15 protein-coding genes are annotated in these 17,133 nt (G+C 70.4%); 7 read left to right on the top strand and 8 right to left on the bottom strand.

Annotated features, from left to right (window positions below):
• Window positions 1-122: 122 nt before the first annotated feature.
• Window positions 123-1,127 carry a 3-oxoacyl-ACP synthase gene (locus HCT63_RS04185; protein WP_167001506.1) on the top strand — a complete coding sequence of 335 codons (1,005 nt, stop codon included), beginning with the start codon at window positions 123-125 and terminating at the stop codon, window positions 1,125-1,127.
• A gap of 3 nt (window positions 1,128-1,130) precedes the next feature.
• Here HCT63_RS04185 and HCT63_RS04180 read toward each other — a convergent pair whose 3' ends face one another.
• Window positions 1,131-1,271 (bottom strand): hypothetical protein, encoded by a 141-nt coding sequence (locus HCT63_RS04180; protein ID WP_167001505.1) that lies wholly within the window; start codon window positions 1,269-1,271, stop codon window positions 1,131-1,133.
• Between the two features lie 101 nt (window positions 1,272-1,372).
• Between HCT63_RS04180 and HCT63_RS20195 the strand changes: the two genes are divergently transcribed.
• Both HCT63_RS20195 and ppk2 read left to right on the top strand, forming a co-directional pair.
• Window positions 1,373-1,858 carry an alanine--tRNA ligase-related protein gene (locus HCT63_RS20195; RefSeq protein ID WP_208322262.1) on the top strand — a complete coding sequence of 162 codons (486 nt, stop codon included), beginning with the start codon at window positions 1,373-1,375 and terminating at the stop codon, window positions 1,856-1,858.
• Window positions 1,855-2,748 (top strand): polyphosphate kinase 2, encoded by an 894-nt coding sequence (gene ppk2 / locus HCT63_RS04170; protein WP_167001504.1) that lies wholly within the window; start codon window positions 1,855-1,857, stop codon window positions 2,746-2,748. Before HCT63_RS20195 ends, ppk2 begins: the two co-directional genes overlap by 4 nt.
• A gap of 116 nt (window positions 2,749-2,864) precedes the next feature.
• On the opposite strand, the gene HCT63_RS04165 is transcribed toward ppk2, so the two are convergent.
• Genes HCT63_RS04165 through HCT63_RS04145 form a run of 5 tightly spaced genes read right to left on the bottom strand, consistent with a single transcriptional unit; the run spans window position 2,865 to window position 9,569 of the window.
• The gene (locus tag HCT63_RS04165; RefSeq protein ID WP_167001503.1) at window positions 2,865-3,761 is read right to left on the bottom strand and encodes a hydroxymethylglutaryl-CoA lyase; all 897 of its coding nucleotides are present in this window, start codon (window positions 3,759-3,761) and stop codon (window positions 2,865-2,867) included.
• Window positions 3,758-4,381: an isochorismatase family protein gene (locus tag HCT63_RS04160; RefSeq protein ID WP_279587723.1), complete on the bottom strand. Its 624-nt coding sequence runs from the start codon at window positions 4,379-4,381 to the stop codon at window positions 3,758-3,760. Before HCT63_RS04160 ends, HCT63_RS04165 begins: the two co-directional genes overlap by 4 nt.
• Window positions 4,378-6,249, bottom strand: a complete 1,872-nt coding sequence (locus HCT63_RS04155; protein ID WP_167001502.1) for a hydantoinase B/oxoprolinase family protein — start codon at window positions 6,247-6,249, stop codon at window positions 4,378-4,380. The genes HCT63_RS04160 and HCT63_RS04155 overlap by 4 nt, the downstream gene beginning before the upstream one ends.
• 3 nt (window positions 6,250-6,252) lie before the next feature.
• Complete coding sequence (locus HCT63_RS04150) at window positions 6,253-8,340, bottom strand: hydantoinase/oxoprolinase family protein (RefSeq protein ID WP_167001501.1); 2,088 nt, start codon at window positions 8,338-8,340, stop codon at window positions 6,253-6,255.
• 26 nt (window positions 8,341-8,366) lie between these two features.
• Complete coding sequence (locus tag HCT63_RS04145) at window positions 8,367-9,569, bottom strand: CoA transferase (RefSeq protein WP_208322261.1); 1,203 nt, start codon at window positions 9,567-9,569, stop codon at window positions 8,367-8,369.
• 168 nt (window positions 9,570-9,737) lie between these two features.
• On the opposite strand from HCT63_RS04145, the gene HCT63_RS04140 reads away from it, so the two are divergent.
• The 4 genes from HCT63_RS04140 to HCT63_RS04125 all read left to right on the top strand — a co-directional run bounded on the left by HCT63_RS04140 (window position 9,738) and on the right by HCT63_RS04125 (window position 15,168).
• The gene (locus HCT63_RS04140) at window positions 9,738-10,406 is read left to right on the top strand and encodes a GntR family transcriptional regulator (RefSeq protein WP_167001500.1); all 669 of its coding nucleotides are present in this window, start codon (window positions 9,738-9,740) and stop codon (window positions 10,404-10,406) included.
• A 188-nt stretch (window positions 10,407-10,594) separates the two neighbouring features.
• Window positions 10,595-11,743 (top strand): acyl-CoA dehydrogenase family protein, encoded by a 1,149-nt coding sequence (locus tag HCT63_RS04135; RefSeq protein ID WP_167001499.1) that lies wholly within the window; start codon window positions 10,595-10,597, stop codon window positions 11,741-11,743.
• Window positions 11,744-11,791: 48 nt separating this feature from the next.
• Complete coding sequence (locus HCT63_RS04130; protein ID WP_167001498.1) at window positions 11,792-13,000, top strand: acetyl-CoA C-acetyltransferase; 1,209 nt, start codon at window positions 11,792-11,794, stop codon at window positions 12,998-13,000.
• A gap of 2 nt (window positions 13,001-13,002) precedes the next feature.
• Window positions 13,003-15,168, top strand: coding sequence for a 3-hydroxyacyl-CoA dehydrogenase NAD-binding domain-containing protein (locus tag HCT63_RS04125; protein ID WP_167001497.1), 2,166 nt, complete (start codon window positions 13,003-13,005; stop codon window positions 15,166-15,168).
• A gap of 34 nt (window positions 15,169-15,202) precedes the next feature.
• Here HCT63_RS04125 and HCT63_RS04120 read toward each other — a convergent pair whose 3' ends face one another.
• Together HCT63_RS04120 and HCT63_RS04115 are read right to left on the bottom strand one after the other, a co-directional pair.
• Window positions 15,203-15,838: a TetR/AcrR family transcriptional regulator gene (locus tag HCT63_RS04120; protein WP_167001496.1), complete on the bottom strand. Its 636-nt coding sequence runs from the start codon at window positions 15,836-15,838 to the stop codon at window positions 15,203-15,205.
• Window positions 15,839-15,859: 21 nt separating this feature from the next.
• A complete protein-coding gene (locus tag HCT63_RS04115) occupies window positions 15,860-17,110 on the bottom strand; it encodes a TetR/AcrR family transcriptional regulator (RefSeq protein ID WP_167001495.1) in 1,251 nt (416 codons plus the stop codon).
• Window positions 17,111-17,133 lie beyond the last annotated feature (23 nt).

Genomic DNA, 17,133 nt, shown 5'->3' with positions numbered 1-17,133 from the left:
AGACGGACATCACACGCTCGACGCGAGGCTGGTGCCCCCTCGGTGACCCTCGGCGGCCACCACACTGTGACTCCACACGACCCCTGCGGACGGCGTGGGGGGTGACCACAGGGGGACGACTCATGACCGATCCGGGGATCACCGGCACTGGCTACGCGGTTCCGAAGCGGGTGCGCGACGACACCGACCCGGTCTACGCGGCGCTCGACCGCATGCCAGGACCAGCAGGCGTGGCGGAGGCCGACCTGTTCACCGGCGCAGGTCAGCGCCGGGTCCTCGGAGCGGACGAGGAGATCGAGAGCTTCATGGTTGACGCCTGCCAGCAGGCGCTCGACGAGGCGGGGATCGACGCGACCGACGTCGACCGGATCTACGGGTACGCGTCGGTCCCGACGTACTTCACGCCCAACTCCCTGTACGAGGTGCACGCCCGCCTCGGCATGCGCCAGGACAGCCTGGTTGTGCCGCTCAACAGCGACTTCAGCAACTTCCTCCTCGGGCTCGTGCACGGCCACGAGGCGATCGTCGCCGGTGGCTGCGCGCGTGCGCTCGTCGTCACCGGATCCAACTGGACCCGCCACGTCGACTACCGGCGCGGGCACGCGCAGGCGATCGGTGACGGCGCAGGGGCGGCGGTGCTCTCCGCGGGCGGGTCGCTGCGCCTGGTGGACCACCACACACGGACCTTCGGCTGGGCGTACACGTCGATGACCATGGCCGTACGTCCCCGTCACGCGGTCGACTGGGCAGGGATCCCGGTCGGCAAGGACGGCAACCCGGCCCCGACGTACCTCCTCGAGTCCGACGCCGGCGTCGAGGTCTACCAGACGATCATGCGCGACGGCCTCCCCGATCTGGTCGGCGAGCTGCTCGCCCGTCACGGCCTCAGCGGTGCCGACGTCTCGCTGATCACGCACCAGGGCTCGCGTGCGCTGCTCGACCACTGGGCGGGACGGCTGCGGCCCGCCGCATACCTGGAGACGCTGGAGACGTTCGGCAACCTGACCCACTCGACGTACCCGGTCAACCTCGCCCTGCACGCCGGCCAGGTCGAGACCCCGTACGTGGTCATCGCCGCGGTCGGCACGGGCTTCCACGTCACGGCGCTGCTGCTGCGCGTGACCTGACGGCTACGTCTTCGCCAGCGCCAGGAGCTTCGCCGGACCGAGGCCGTCGAGGTACGCCGAGCCGAGCGCGACGCCGATCTTCGGCAGTGCGGCCTCGTCCGGGAAGACCATGTAGAGCCGCAGGACGGCTCCACCCCTCGCCATGAGCCCAGGCTGGCACCCGCCGTCCCTGTGAGCGACGCCGAGCCGCGGAGGTGCGCCGACTCCGAGAGAGACGGATGCTGGGACGGCGGAGAGGAGCGCAGATGGCCGAGCGAGCGAGCCCGTTGGACGCCGACCACGTGCGCGCGGCGTTCTTGGAGTTCCAGCGCGAGCGCGGCCACGCGATCCTGTTCACCGGCAGCGGGATGCAGCCGCTGCTGCGCTATCTCGAGGGCGCCGACCACCCCGACGGACCACGGCTCACCGACTCCCAGCCGTGCCTGCGCAGCCAGGACCTCGAGGAGGTCGGGGACGACCGTCATACGACGTTCTTCGAGATGCTCGGCAACTGGAGCTTCGGCGGCGAGGTCGGCAACTCGTACTTCATGTCGTACCAGCGCACCGCCGCCGCCGTGATCGACAGTCCCGACGTGTTCCGCACCAGCCTGCTGTGGCCGCTCGTCGCACAGCCGGAGAAGCTGCGCGGGAGACGGTACCCGGAAGTGGCACAGCGCCGCGACCAGGTCGTCGACCTCGTCCGCGAGCAGCGCGAGCGCTCCCGTGCGGCAACGAAAAAGGAGCACCGGTGACCCAGAACTTCCGGGAGTACCTCGAACAGCTGATCCACGAGGGCTACACCGTCCGGCACGACGAGCACGGCTCCGACCCCGATCTCATCGACCCCTTGGGCAACCCGATCGAGACGTGGCGCGACGACTACCCGTACGACACACGGATGGACCGCGACCGCTACGAGCGCGAGAAGTACCGCCTCCAGGTGGAGCTGCTGAAGTTCCAGTACTGGGCGCAGGACACCGACACCAAGTACGTCATCCTCTTCGAGGGACGCGACGCCGCCGGCAAGGGCGGGACGATCAAACGGTTCACCGAGCACCTCAACCCGCGCTCGGCCCGCGTCGTCGCGCTGACGAAGCCGACCGAGACCGAGCGCGGTGAGTGGTACTTCCAGCGCTACGTCCGGCGGCTGCCGACGTACGGGGAGATCGTGCTGTTCGACCGGTCCTGGTACAACCGCGCCGGCGTCGAGCGCGTGATGGGCTTCTGCACCGACGTCGAGTACGAGCGGTTCATGCACCAGGCGCCGCTGTTCGAGGACATGCTCATCGACAGCGGGCTGAACCTCACGAAGCTGTGGTTCTCGGTGACCCAGCTCGAGCAGCGCACACGGTTCGCCGTGCGCCAGATCGACCCGGTACGACGGTGGAAGCTGTCGCCGATGGACATCGAGTCCCTTGACCGGTGGGACGCCTACACCGACGCGAAGGAGGCGATGATGCTCCACACGGACACCGACATCTCACCGTGGACGGCGATCAAGAGCAACGACAAGAAGCGGGCACGCCTCAACGCGATGCGGTTCTTCCTCAGCCAGTACGACTACGAGGGCAAAGATCCCGAGATCGTCGGGTACGCCGACCCCAAGCTCGTCCGCCGCGGCCGCGACTCGGTCGGTGACTGACGAGCGCGGCTCGCCCTCGCAGGCGCAAAGAGGGGTCCGTCCGAAAGTGGCGTACGCCGTACTAGTACGGCGTACGCCACTTTCGGACGAGCCCCTGTCTTCGACGGCGCGCGCGGCTACGCGGGGAAAGGCCCCGCGTGCAGGAGCGCACTCGGCAGGCGCCGTCCGATCTCGTCCTGCAGCCAGCCGGCCGCGTCGATGAGCGTCTCGAGGTTGAGGCCGGTCGAGACGCCCGAGCGTGCGAACGTGTAGACGAGGTCCTCGGTCGCGACGTTGCCGGTCGCGTTCGGCGCGAACGGGCAGCCTCCGACGCCGCCGATGCTGGCGTCGAGCACGTGGACTCCCGCAGCGACGCCCGCGACCGCGTTGGCGACGCCGGTGTTGCGGGTGTCGTGAAGGTGGAGCCGACGCCTCGTGCTCGCCGGTGCCCGGCGTCCGAGGAGCGCGAGGCGATCGGACACCGCCGCGGGGACGGCGACTCCGATCGTGTCGGCGAGCGCGATCTCGTCGGGTCCGGCGTCGACGACACGGGCGATCACGTCGTCGAGGCGCTCAGCGGGGACCTCGCCCTCGAACGGGCATCCGAAGGACGCGCCGATCGTGATGCTGGTCGCGAGCCCGGCGGCGCGCGCGTCGGCCACGATCTCGGCCGCGGCCTCGCACGCCTGGGCCGTGGTCGTGCCCTGGTTGCGCTGGCAGAACGTGTCCGAGGCGACCACGACGACATTGACCTCGTCGACTGCAGCGGCGAGCGCGCGCTCCAGCCCGCGCCGGTTCATCACCAGCCCGAGGTACGCGACATCGTCCGTACGAGGGACGGAGGCCATCACCGCCTCCGCGTCGGCCATCTGCGGCACGCGCCCGGGGTGGACGAAGCTCACCGCCTCGATGCGCCGTGCTCCGGCCGCGATCGCCCGCTCGATCAGCGCAACCTTGACGTCGGTTGCGAGCACGACCGACTCGTTCTGCAGCCCGTCCCGCGGAGAGACCTCGCAGATCTCGACGATCGTCACAGGTCCTCCAGATAGGCGATGGCCCGGTCCACCGAGACCACCTGGGCATACTTCGCCTGCAGGTCGTACAGGTTGGCCTCGTGCGGGCCGCTGGCACGATCGGCGACCGCGTCGCGGACCACTATCGGGATCAGACCGTGCTGCAGCGCGTCGACGGCCGTCGCACGGACGCATCCGCTCGTCGAGACACCCGCGACAAGCAGCGTGTCGACGCCGAGCGAGGCGAGCGTGGACGACAGCGACGTCCCGAAGAACGCGCTCGCGTACTGCTTGACGATCACCGGCTCGCCGGGCGCCGGGGCGACGGCATCGACGATCTCGGCACCCGGCCCGCCACCGGCGAAGCCTTGCAGCACGGGCAGCTTGCGGACGAAGACGCCCCCGTCGGCACCGCTCGTGTCGTACGCGACGCGGGTGTGCAGCACCGGGACGCGGGCCGCACGCGCTGCGCCCAGCACGCGGCTCGCCGGTCCGAGCACGGTGTCGGAGGGCAGGCACAGCGCCGAGTCCGGGTCGAAGTACGCCCGTACGAGGTCGACCATCACCAGCGCCGGGCGTCGACCCGGGGGAAGGTCGACGCCCAGCGCCGGCGGGAACGCGTCCGCGGGGAGCGGACTCACAGGGCCACCGGCGGCTTGGGGGCGGGGAGGCCGGTCTCCTCCTCGCAGCGGGCGAGAATCTCCTCCAGCGGTGGACCGGCGTCGAAGGTCGGGAGCACGTCCGGACGATCCGCGATCAGCTCCGCGCGCAGCGCGTCGGTCGCGTTGGCGTCAAGAGCGCCCGAGTCGTCGCACACCACCCCGAAGCGGCGGGCGCCCTCGGCGCTCACGAGGCCGCGGCGCACCTCGAGACCGACCAGCTCGGGATCACGGGCGAGCGGGTCGCCCCACCCACCGCCACCCCATGTGACGAAGTGCAAGAGGTCGCCACGCGCGACCGGCACGTCGTGGACCTTGCTCGGCAGGACCTCGCGGGTGCCGTCCGCGCGCTCGAGCCACTTGCGGCCACGCGCGCCGGGAGCACCGCCGTTGACGCCCCACGGGTATGTCAGCCAGCGGTCGTCGTGAATCGCGATCGTCCCGGGCTCGAGGAATCGGTACGCGACGTCGACCCCGTTGCCGCCACGGTGCAGGCCCGCACCTCCGGTGTCGGCGACGGTCTCCCACGCCTCGACCCTCAGCGGGTAGTACGACTCGAGGTACTCGCAGGGGATGTTGACGAACGACGGCCAGAGCGAGTGTCCGTCCGGACCGTCGCCGATCGGGCGGCCGGGGATGCCGCCGAAGCCGATCGAGTACAGCTGGAACCACTCGCCCTTGCGCTCGCCCTCGCTGTAGTTCCCCGAGTACATGAAGTGCGGGGACGACGAGAAGCCTGCGGCATTGAGCAGGTCGGGGTTGGTCTGGCCGAGCAGGCCGCCGAACAGGTCGAAGACGCGCCCGATGCCGTGGTTGCGGGCGTTGAGCGCCGCGGGGAACTTCGGCTTCCAGAACGAGTCCTCGGGGATCTCGACGTCGACCAGCGGATAGAAGCCGTCGTTCCAGAGGATCTGGGGGTCCGCGACCGTGATCATGTAGATCCCGAAGAACATCCGGACGAGGTTCTCGTTGATGAAGTAGTTGATCGGGCCCTGCGCCTGCGGACTGCTCCCGGTGAAGTCGAGAAGAACCTTGTCGCCGTTGCGGGTGAGACTGAGCTTGAGCTCGTACGGGCCGTAGCCGACGCCGTCGTCGCAGATGTAGTCGGTGAACGACAGCGTCTCGCCGTCCTTGAACACCATCTGCAGCAGCGCCTTCATCGCGCGGTAGTTGCGGTCGAGCAGCGCGTCGAGTGCGGAGGTGTAGGTGTCGGCGCCGAAGCGCGCGCACAGCTCCTGGACCCGACGGCCGGCGGTCCGGCATGCGGCGACGAGCCCGTTGAGGTCCGCGCGGTTCCAGTCGGGCTTGCGGACCTGGTTGAGGATGATCCGCAGCGCGTCTTCGTCGAGCACACCCTTCTTGTAGAGCTTGAAGGGCGGGATGACCACACCCTCCTCATAGATCGTGCGCGCATCGGTCGGCATCGACGCGGGAGTCTTGCCCCCGACGTCGGACATGTGCCCGAACATCGACGACCACCCGACGATGCGTCCCTCGAAGTAGATGGGCATCACGATCAGCCAGTCGTTGGCGTGGCTGATCGCGGCTCCGCACGAGTATGGGTCGGAGGTCAGGAGGACGTCGCCCTCCTCGATGGTGCCGTCGAAGTTCTCGAGGAAGTCGGGGATCGACAGCCCGAACTGGCCGACGACCATCTTGCCGTCGGGGTCACCGATCAGCGGGAACTCGTCGTGCTGCTCGCGGATGCCCGGAGACAGCGCCGTACGGAACAGCACCTCGTCCATCTCGTACCGCGCATTGCGCAGCGCGTTCTCGACGAGGTCGAGCGTGATGACGTCAACGTCCACCGCAGGCAGCGGCTCGGTCGCGGTCTGGATGATCTGTGCCATGTCTCAGCCCTCCACGCCGGCGCCGGCGCTGTCGTCGATGGGTCGGATGAGGAGGCTGCCGCTGGGGTGGACCGTCGCGGCGTGGCCGGGGAGGACGAGCGTCGTCGAGTCCATCTCGACGACGACCGCAGGTCCTACGACGACGTCGCCTGCGCGGAGCAGGTCGCGCTGGAAGAGGCCGGCGTCGGCCGGGCCTCCGTCCACCCAGATGCGTTGCGTCGCCGTGCGTGCCGCCGACGGATCGCCGTCACCGGCGGTGAGCGTGGGGGCGCTCACCGCCGGCCGGGGGCCTGTCGCGGTCGCACGGACCGTGACGATCTCGTGCTCGTTGCCGAGCAGGAACGAGAACAGCCGTTCGTGCTCGGCATCGAAGGCGGCACGCAGCGCGTCGAGGCCGCCGCCGCTCCTGTCGAAGGCGTGCAGGTCGATCTCGACCGGGATCTCGAAGCCCTGCCCGTGGTAGCGGAGGTCAGCCGCGTACGAGAGCGTGAGCGCGTCCTCGTCGAGACCGTCGCGCAGCAGGGAGGCGCGCGCGTCCTCGGCGAGCTCAGAGAGCACGTCGCGCAGGCTGTCGTCGTCGAGCGCCGAGAACGGGCGCATGAGGGTCCGGACGGCCTCGTCGCGCATGCTCGTCGTCGCGTCCCCGTACGCGCACAGCACCCCCGGCGACGGCGGGATGATGACCGGCCACGCTCCGGTGAGGCGCCCGAGGGCGTTGGCGTGCAGCGGGCCGGCACCGCCGAACGCGACGAGCGCGAAGTCGCGCGGGTCGAAGCCTTGCTGGACCGACACGAGCCGCAGGGCGCCGAGCATGTTCTCGTTGACGATGTCGACGATCCCCTCGGCGGCCCCCTCGACGCTGGCGAGGTCGGTCGCGTCGACGATCGTCTGCACGGCCGTCGTGGCGGCGTCGCGGTCGAGGGTCACCTCGCCGCCGGCGAGCGACGTCGGGAGATAGCCGAGGACGACGTTGGCATCGGTGACGGTCGGGTCGGCGCCGCCCTGTCCGTACGCGGCCGGGCCGGGTACGGCGCCCGCGGACTGCGGCCCGACCCGCAGCGCCTGGGTGAGGGCCGGCACGTGGGCGATGGAGCCGCCGCCGGCACCGACCGTACGGACGTCGACCGACGTGGCACGGACGGTGAGGTCACCGACCTTGGTCTCGCGACCGATCCGGGGCGTGCGGTCCTGGACGAGCGCGACATCGGTCGAGGTGCCGCCCATGTCGAAGGTCATGAAGTCGGTGAATCCGGCCTGCTCGGCGACCCAGGCTGCGCCCGTGACGCCGCCGGCCGGACCCGAGAGGAGCAGCGAGACGGGGTTGTCGGCGGCGGCTGCGGCCGAGGTGAGACCACCGTCGCTGCGCAGGATGTAGAGGTTGCCATCGACCCCGGCGGCCGACAGCTGGTCGCCGAGGTTGGCGGTGTAGCGGGCGACGCTCGGCTGGACGTAGGCGTTGGCGACCGTGGTCAGCGTGCGCTCGTACTCGCGCAGCTCGGGGAGGACCGACGACGACACCGAGATGGTGAGGTCGCCGAGCACCTCGGCGGCGATCTTCGCGACGCGCCGCTCGTGGTCGGGGTTGGCGTAGGAGTTGATGAGGCTGATGCTCAGCGCCTCGACTCCCTGGGCCGCGAGCGACTTCAGGGCTCGGCGTACGTCGGCCTCGTCGAGATCCTCGACGACGGAGCCGTCGCTGGCGATCCTCCCCACGACCTCGACGGTGTCCTCCAGCGCGGCGAGCGGCTCGGGCTTCGGCCAGATGATCCAGCCGGCCAGCCCCCCGGGGACGAACGACCGCGCGATCTGGAGCACCTGCCGGAAGCCGCGGGTGGTCACGAGCCCGACCCGCGCACCCTTGCCCTCGAGGATCGCGTTGGTGGCCACCGTCGTGCCGTGCATGACGTCGCCGACCTGGTCGAGACCGATGCCGGCGGTCTCACAGACCTGGCCGATGCCCTTGAGGACGCCGATGGACTGGTCGTGCGGGGTCGACGGTGTCTTCGCGCGAAAGGTCTCCCCCGAGCGTTCGTCGACGAGCAGGATGTCGGTGAACGTGCCCCCGACGTCCACACCGAGCCGGTATGTCATGTGCCCTCCTTGGGATCAGTCGGTCGTCAGACCACGCCGGCGTCGCGCAGCGTGGTCAGCCGGTCTTCGTCCATGCCGAGCAGGCCTCGGTAGACGTCGTCGTTGTGGTCGCCGAGCTCTGGACCGAGGTGGCGTACGGAGCCTGGCGTGTCCGAGAGCTTCGGCGCGACGTTCTGGACCGCGAACTCGCCGAGCGTGTCGTGCTTGAGCCGCACGATCGCCTCTCGTGCAGCGAAGTGGGGATCGTCGAGCATGTCGCGCGCCCGATAGATCCGGCCCGCAGGAACGCCGCCCTGGTTGAGGCGCTCGAGGAGGTCGTCGGCATCGATCCCGGCTGTCCACGTCGCGATGATGTCGTCGAGCTCGTCCATCGACGCGCCACGAGAGCCGTGGGTCGCGTAGCGCGCGTCGTCGGCGAGCTCGGGGCGCTCCATCACCGTGGCGAGCCGACGGAAGACCGTGTCCTGGTTGGCGGCGATGAGCACGGCGTCGCCGTCGCGCGTCGGATAGACGTTGCTGGGCGAGACGTTGGGGAGCACGGTGCCGGTGCGCTCGCGCTGGTAGCCGGCGATCTGCCACTCGGGGACCATCGACTCCATCAGCGCGAGAACCGACTCGTAGATCGCGGCGTCCACGACCTGACCACGCCCCGTCCGCTCGCGGGCGTGCAGCGCGACGAGCGTGCCGACGCAGGCGAACGTCGCGGCAAGGGAGTCGCCGAGCGAGACGCCGGTACGGGCTGGGGGCTTGTCGGGATCGCCGGTCACGTAGCGGATGCCGCCCATGGCCTCGCCGATCGACCCGTACCCCGCACGCTCGGCGTACGGGCCCGTCTGACCGAAGCCGGTCACCCGGGTCACGACGAGCCTCGGGTTGATCTCCCACAGGGCCTCAGGAGAGAGCCCCCAGCGCTCGAGCGTGCCCGGCCTGAAGTTCTCGACGAGGACGTCCGCCCGGGCGACCAGCTCGCGGACGATCTCCTGGCCGCGAGCGTCACGGAGGTTGGCGGTGACGGAGCGCTTGTTGCGCGCGACGACGGGCCACCACAGCGAGAGCCCGTGCGGCTTCTCCCGACCCCACTGCCTCATCGGGTCGCCCTTGCCGGGGTCCTCGACCTTGATGACGTCTGCACCGAAGTCTCCGAGGAGCTGTCCGCAGAAGGGGCCTGCGAGGAGCTGACCCATCTCGATCACACGGACGTCGGACAGCGGCGCGGCAAGATCCGTCACGCGAAGAACCTCCCAAGGTTCGTATACAACTCGTAGAAAATCGAGCGAGTGCGCGAGGCACTGAATGCCAGCGACACTAGGGTTGCAGCGCGACTCCGGTCAAGGATCTCGTCAGGCCAACAGAGTTGTATGCAATCTGCGAAACCTCGCTGCTATGCTCCGCGAGTCATGACGAGGAGAACAGACTCCGGTGCCAACGCCGACCGGACGTACGAGGCCATCCGCACGCAGATCCTGTCCGGACGCCGCCTGGGCGGTGAGTGGCTGCGCGAGGAAGACCTCGCCAAGGAGCTGGGGGTCAGCCGCACCCCCGTACGCGAGGCCCTGCGACGCCTCGCCGCCGACGGGCTGGTGCGACACGAGCGTCACCGCGGCGTCCAGGTGCAGAGCTGGAGCGTCGACGACGTCGAGGAGATCTTCGAGATCCGCGGCATGCTCGAGGCGTACGGCGCCCGGCGAGCGGCCACCTCGGACTCGCTCGACATCGCCGAACTGTCCGCGCTCGCCGAAGCGATGCAGCGTGCCGCCGAGGAGCACGACCTCGACGCCGTCACCGCGCTCAACAACCGCTTCCACGCGGCGATCGTCGACGCGGCGGGGCGGGCTCGCCTCGGTCCGCTGCTCGCATCGCTCGTCCACGTCCCCCTCGTCCACAACACCTTCGCGCACTACACGGCGGAGTCATTGCAGCGCAGCCTCGACCAGCACTGCGAGGTCGTCGCCGCCCTGCGTGCCGGCGACCCCGACTGGGCGGAGTCGGCGATGCGCGCGCACATCCGGCACGGCTGGGTCTCGATCCGAGACCGCCTGCCCGCCGCTCCCACCTCGGACGCCTGACCGCGTTTTCTTCCCTCCGTACGAATCACGGCCGATCCCCGTCACGGCGGGAACCTTGTGCTGCCCTCATCTCAATCTGGTTTTTCTAATCTCTTGTAAAAACCATTGCACCGCCGCTACCGTCCTTGTGACAGGTCCGCCGAGGCGGGCCACGAGGCTGTGTCCATCACGGAAAGAGAGGCGCGCCGATGACCCGCCGCACGCTGTACGACGCGGACCACGAAGCCTTCCGAGAGACCGTTGCGGCCTTCATCGAGAAGCACGTCGTCCCCCACGCCGAGCGGTGGGAGGCCGAGGGCAAGGTCGACCGCGAGCTCTTCACCGCCGCCGCGGCCGACGGCATCCTCGGGTTCGCGATCCCTGAGGAGTACGGCGGAGGCGGAGTCGACGACTTCCGCTTCAACGCCATCATGGGCGAGGAGATCGCCCGCAACCCGGTGAGCAGCGGCATGGGGTGCGTCGCCCTCCAGAACGACATCGTCTTCCCCTACTTCACCGACCTGACCAACGACGAGCAGAAGGCCCGCTGGCTGCCCGGCATCGCCCGCGGCGAGCTCGTGACGGCGATCGCGATGACCGAGCCGGGCACCGGCAGCGATCTCGCCGGCATCCGTACCCGCGCGGTGCGCGACGGCGACGAGTACGTCGTCAACGGGGCGAAGACGTTCATCTCGAACGGCCAGAACGCCGATCTCGTCGCCACGGCGGTCCGCACCTCCGACGATCGGCACGGCGGGCTGAGCCTGCTCGTGATCGAGGACGGCACGCCCGGCTTCACGCGCGGTCGCAACCTCGAGAAGATCGGTCTGCACGCGCAGGACACGAGCGAGCTGTCGTTCGAGGACGTCCGCGTGCCGGCCGCCAACTTGCTTGGGGCGGAGGGTGCAGGCTTCCTCGGACTGGTCCGCAACCTCCCGCAGGAGCGCATCTCGATCGCCGCTGGCTCGGTCGCCGCTGCCGAGGGGTCGTTCGAACGGACCCTCGCCTACGTGAAGGAGCGCCAGGCGTTCGGGAAGCCGATCGGCAGCTTCCAGAACACCCGCTTCGTGCTCGCCGAGATCGCGACCGAGCTCCAGGTGAGCCGCGCATACCTCGACGAGATGGTGCGCCGTCACGTCACCGGGGACCTGACGGCCGAGGACGCCGCCGCCGCGAAGTGGTGGTGCACCGAGCAGCACGTCCGCATCGTCAACCGCTGCCTGCAGCTGCACGGCGGCTACGGCTACATGCGCGAGTACCGGATCGCCCGCGACTACGAGGACGCCCGGATCACGACGATCTACGGCGGCACGACCGAGATCATGAAGGAGATCGTCGGCCGCGGCCTGGGCCTGTGACCTCCTCCTCATCGAGACCCACCTGACCCACAGCCGAAGGACCTCGCCATGACCGAGACCGCCTACATCTACGACACCCTCCGTACCCCGCGCGGCAAGAACCGCGGCGGCGCCCTGCACGCGACCAAGCCCGTCGACCTCGTCGTCGGGCTGCTCGACGAGCTGCCTGAGCGCAACCCAGGCCTCGACCTCGAGCGCATCGACGACGTGGTCCTCGGCGTGGTCTCGCCCGTCGGCGAGCAGGGCGGCGTGATCTCCCGCACCGCCGTGCTCGTCTCCGGTCTCCCCGAGAGCGTGCCCGGCGTCCAGCTCAACCGCTTCTGCGCCTCCGGGCTCGAGGCCGTGAACACCGCGGCGGCCAAGATCGCCTCCGGCGACGCGATGGTGATCGCCGGCGGCGTCGAGTCGATGTCGCGCGTCCCGATGGGCAGCGACGGCGGCGCGTACGCCCAGGACCCGTCGACCTCCTACGACGCCTACTTCGTCCCCCAGGGCATCGGCGCCGACCTGATCGCGACGATCCACGGCTACTCGCGCGAGGACGTCGACGCCTTCGCGCTGGAGTCGCAGCGGCGTGCCGAGCACGCTTGGACCAACGGCTACTTCAAGCGGTCGATCGTCCCGGTCCGCGACATGAACGGTGTCCTCGTGCTCGACCAGGACGAGCACCGGCGCCCCGACGCGACGGCGGAGTCGCTGGCACGGCTGCGGCCAGCGTTCGCCGGCCTCGGGGCCCAGGCGGGCTTCGACGCCGTGGCGCTTCAGAAGTACCACGCGGTCGAGCGGATCGAGCACGTCCACACCGCCGGCAACTCCTCCGGGATCGTCGACGGAGCGGCGCTCGTCCTCCTCGGCAGTCAGGCCGCGGGCGCGGCGATGGGGCTCACGCCGCGCGGTCGCGTCGTGGCGTCGGCGGCCGTCGGCAGCGAGCCGACGATCATGCTCACCGGCCCGACCCCGGCGACCCGCAAGGTGCTCGACCGCGCCGGGCTCACCGTCGACGACATCGACCTCTTCGAGCTCAACGAGGCGTTCGCCTCGGTCGTCCTCAAGTGGATCGACGACCTCCAGCTCCCCCCGGAGAAGGTGAACGTCAACGGTGGCGCGATCGCGATGGGCCACCCGCTCGGGGCGACCGGCGCGATGATCCTCGGCACCGTCCTGGACGAGCTCGAGCGGCGCGACGCCCGGTACGGCCTCGTCACCTTGTGCGTCGGCGCCGGGATGGGCGTCGCCACCATCATCGAAAGGCTCTGACCATGACCACCATCGAAGGCATCCGCTGGGACAAGGGCGCCGACGGCGTCGTCGTCCTCACGATGGACGACCCCACGCAGCGCGTGAACACGATGAACGACGTCTGGGTCTCCTCGTACGCCCGCGCGGTCGAACGCCTCGAGCAGGAGCGGGACACGATCACGGGCGTCGTCCTGACCAGTGCCAAGCTCACGTTCTTCGCCGGAGGCGATCTGCGACTGCTCCAGCAGGGCTCGCCCGAAGACGCCCCCGTACGGACCGCTCACGTCGACGCCATCAAGGCGCTGATGCGCCGTCTCGAGACGCTCGGTCGTCCCGTGGTCGCCGCGATCAACGGCACCGCCCTCGGCGGTGGGCTCGAGGTCGCCCTCGCGACGCACCACCGCATCGCCGTCGACGCCCCCGACCTGCGCCTCGGCACGCCCGAGGTGACCTTCGGGCTCATCCCCGCGGGCGGGGGCATCACGCGCACGGTCCGCATGCTTGGTCTGCAGACGGCGCTGACGGAGGTCATCCTCAGCGGTGCGCGGCTCTCCGCGGCCAAGGCGCACGAGCTCGGGCTGGTCGACGAGCTCGTGAGCAGTCCGTCGGAGCTCCTCCCCCGCGCTCGCGCCTGGATCGCGGCCAACCCCGACGCCACGCAGCCCTGGGACCGCAAGGGCTTCAAGATCCCCGGCGGCGGTCCGACGAGTCCGCCGATCGCCGCGACGCTGCCCGCGATGGCGGCTCTGCTTCGCCGCCAGCTCAAGGGCGCCCCGATGCCCGCCCCGCGTGCTGCGCTCGCCGCCGCGGTCGAGGGCGCGTACGTCGACGTCGACACCGCGACGTTGATCGAGACGCGCTATCTCGTCAGCCTCACCAGCGGCCAGGTCAGCAAGAACATGATCCACACGTTCTTCGCCAAGCAGCGTGTCGACGCCGGCGCCAGCCGGCCCGAGGGGCATCCGCCGTCCGAGGTCCGCCGGCTCGGCGTGATCGGGGCCGGGATGATGGGCGCGGGGATCGCGTACGTGGCCGCGAAGGCGGGCATCGACGTCGTCCTCGCCGACGTCAGCCTCGACGCGGCGACCCGCGGCAAGGGGTACGCCGAGAAGCTGGAGGCGAAGGCGCTCGCACGCGGGCGCACCGAGATCGCGAAGTCGGGCGCCTTGCTCGCGCGGATCACGCCGACCGGCGACGTCGCGGACCTGGCCGGCGCCGATCTCGTCGTCGAGGCCGTGTTCGAGTCGGTCCCGGTGAAGCAGGAGGTCTTCTCCCGGGTCGAGCCTGTCGTCCTTCCCGACGCGGTGCTCGGCTCCAACACCTCGACGCTCCCGATCTCGACGCTCGCCGAGGGCGTCACGAGGCCGGAGGACTTCATCGGCATCCACTTCTTCTCCCCGGTGGACAAGATGCCGCTGGTCGAGATCGTGCGCGGCGCCAAGACCTCGGACGCGACGCTCGCCAGGACGTTCGACTTCGTCCGCCAGATCCGCAAGACCCCGATCGTCGTCAACGACCAGCGAGGGTTCTTCACCTCGCGCGTGATCGGCACCTTCATCAACGAGGCGGTCGCCGCGGTCGGAGAGGGCGTCGAACCGTCGACGATCGAGCAGGCCGCGCTGCAGGCGGGCTATCCGGCAGGGCCGCTCCAGCTCCTCGATGAGCTCACGCTGACGCTGACCCACAAGATCCGCCAGGAGACGCGGGCCGCGGTCGAGGCCGAGGGCGGCACGTGGCAGCCGCACGGTGCCGACGCCGTCCTCGATCGCATGATCGGCGAGCTCGACCGGCGCGGCCGGTCGACCGGGGGCGGGTTCTACGCGTACGACGAGGACGGACGCCGGACCAGCATCTGGCCCGGGCTGCGCGAGGCGTTCGCGTCCGGCTCCGTCGAGGTGCCGTTCGTCGACCTGCAGGAGCGGATGCTGTTCGCCGAGGCGATCGACGCGGTGCGCTGCCTCGGCGACGGAGTGCTCACCTCGGTCGAGGACGCCGACGTGGGCTCGCTGCTCGGCATCGGGTTCCCGCCGTGGACGGGCGGGGTGCTCCACTACATCGCGCAGTACGAGGGAGGGACTGCCGGGTTCGTCGCTCGTGCGCGCGCGCTCGCCGCGGCGTACGGCCCACGGTTCGAGCCGCCGGCATCGCTGGTCGCGGCGGCTGAGGCTGGCACCGTCCTCGTCTGACGTGGCTCACGGCGAGGGGTCGGCCGGCACGCGGTCAGTGCCGGCCGATCCCTCCGAGCACGAGCTCCTGGGTGGCCTTCACGAGGTCGTCGAGCGTGCGATGCCCGGGGTCCCACCACTCTGCCGCCCAGTTCATCGCACCGAGGATGAGGAAGCGGGCGAGGTTCGGATCGAGGTCCGGACGCAGAGCGTCGGCGGCGATGGCAGCCTCGAAGAGGTCGCGCCACATGTGGCTGTACGCGGCCTCCTCGGCGGCGGAGCGCTCTCGGACCTCCACCGGCACCTGCCCAGCGTTGCGGACGGAGGCCGTCGTGTAGTCGCTGATCAAGAGCTCGTAGCGCAGATGCGCCTCGATCGCGGCGAGGATCTTGTCCATCGCGCCGGTGCCCTCGGGGAGCGCGGCCAGCACGTCGGAGACGTGCCCGCGGACGCGGTGGGCACCCACGTACATCACCTCGGCGATCAACGCGTCGCGAGAGCCGAAGTAGTAGTAGATCGCCGGCGCCTGGAGGCCTGCTTCGGCGGCGACGTCCTGCAGTCGCGTGCCGGCGTAACCTTTGCGGCTGAGCACCCGCGCGGCGGCATCAAGGATCCGCTCCCTGGTCCGATGGGACTTCGGGAGAGGACGGGTCGTACCCGACCGACCCCGCGCCCCCGTCTGCTCCGTCACGGGCAAGAATCTAACACAGATTCAATTTTGGCGAGGCGGCTCTCCTTCAACACCGAGGACGCCGAGGACGAGGTCGTGCACCCGCTCCTGGGTCGCGACGTCGTTCTTCCAGCGCACCCGTCGACCGAGGTCGGTCACGGTCCCGATCGCGGCGTGCACCAGGAACCGGGCCTCGACGGCCTCGACCCCCGGCCGGGCAGCGACCAGGAGGTCCGACCAGAGCACCACGTGCTCGCGCTGAAGCGCCCGGAGTCGCGCCTGCCCCGCAGCAGGGAGGCTCGCGACGTCGGAGGAGTAGACCGACATCTGCTCCTTGTGCGCGAACGAGTGGGAGACGTACGCGCGGGTCAGGCGCCAGAGCGCGAGCGAGGGCGGCGAGCCCCGTACGCCCGCTGCGGCCACGGTCGCATCGAGGTGGTCCGAGGCGAGCAGGCACGCGGCGAGCAGGACGTCGGCCTTGCTGGTGAAGTGCCGGTAGAAGCCGGACGGCGTGAGCCCCGCCTCAACCGCGATCGCCTCCACGGTCGTCTCGGCGAACCCTTCGGAGTGGAACAGCCGCACCGCCGCGTCGAGCACCTGGTCGCGCCGGGTCTCGGGCTCTCGCGGCGGGCTCACGATCGGCTCGCTCGCGCCCTGCGCTGCCGGCTCGTCAGCTCGCGCGTCGCCCGGGGGTGGCCGAAGGGCGACCCGCACGGCGGCATCCGAGATCACTGCCGTGGTCCGGCGTACGGGCGCCGATGTGTGGTGGGCCGTGAGGCTGGCGACCACGGCCAACGCGCCGGTGGCCGCAAGGTCGATGTCGCTCTCGCCCGCCTCGGGGCGCATCGCGCGCACGAGCCCGGCGACGCGGCCGACCATCTCGTCGTACAGCGCCCGGACCTCGGCCCGGTCCTCGGGCTCGAGGTAGCGACCCTCCCACTGATAGATCCGCCCGGTCCTCCGGTTGCGCAACGTCGTCCGTACGAGGGTGGCGAGGACGTCGTCCAGGTGCCGGCGAGCGGCGTCGGCGTCAGCGAGGTCGACGCCGACCGGAGCCGGGGCCCAGGCGTCGAGGAGCTCGGCCGCGAGCGAGCTCGCGCACTGGGCGAACAGCGCGTACTTGCTGGGGAAGTGGCGGTAGAGCGCCGGGCCGGAGATGCCCACGGCGAGCGCGATGTCCTCCATGCCGACGGCGTGGTAGCCGCGATCGGCGAACTCGCGCGAGGCGGCGGCGAGGATGAGCGCCTTGCGGTTGCGCGGACGCCGTGCCGGCGGCACGACCGGTGCGGCCATCGTCTCCTCCTGCCCCTCGGGTG

Source organism: Mumia sp. ZJ430 (assembly GCF_011751845.1).
Lineage (GTDB): Bacteria > Actinomycetota > Actinomycetes > Propionibacteriales > Nocardioidaceae > Mumia.
Note: the sequence above shows the minus strand (reverse complement) of the source record. Positions and strands in the feature narration are given on the sequence as shown.

Bases quoted from the DNA above. Each gene is read 5' to 3' on its own strand.
- HCT63_RS04185 (WP_167001506.1), top strand. From the start codon at position 123: ATGACCGATCCGGGGATCACCGGCACTGGCTACGCGGTTCCGAAGCGG.
- HCT63_RS04180 (WP_167001505.1), bottom strand. From the start codon at position 1,271: ATGGCGAGGGGTGGAGCCGTCCTGCGGCTCTACATGGTCTTCCCGGAC.
- HCT63_RS20195 (WP_208322262.1), top strand. From the start codon at position 1,373: ATGGCCGAGCGAGCGAGCCCGTTGGACGCCGACCACGTGCGCGCGGCG.
- HCT63_RS04155 (WP_167001502.1), bottom strand. From the start codon at position 6,249: ATGGCACAGATCATCCAGACCGCGACCGAGCCGCTGCCTGCGGTGGAC.
- HCT63_RS04150 (WP_167001501.1), bottom strand. From the start codon at position 8,340: ATGACATACCGGCTCGGTGTGGACGTCGGGGGCACGTTCACCGACATC.
- HCT63_RS04140 (WP_167001500.1), top strand. From the start codon at position 9,738: ATGACGAGGAGAACAGACTCCGGTGCCAACGCCGACCGGACGTACGAG.
- HCT63_RS04135 (WP_167001499.1), top strand. From the start codon at position 10,595: ATGACCCGCCGCACGCTGTACGACGCGGACCACGAAGCCTTCCGAGAG.
- HCT63_RS04130 (WP_167001498.1), top strand. From the start codon at position 11,792: ATGACCGAGACCGCCTACATCTACGACACCCTCCGTACCCCGCGCGGC.
- HCT63_RS04125 (WP_167001497.1), top strand. From the start codon at position 13,003: ATGACCACCATCGAAGGCATCCGCTGGGACAAGGGCGCCGACGGCGTC.
- HCT63_RS04115 (WP_167001495.1), bottom strand. From the start codon at position 17,110: ATGGCCGCACCGGTCGTGCCGCCGGCACGGCGTCCGCGCAACCGCAAG.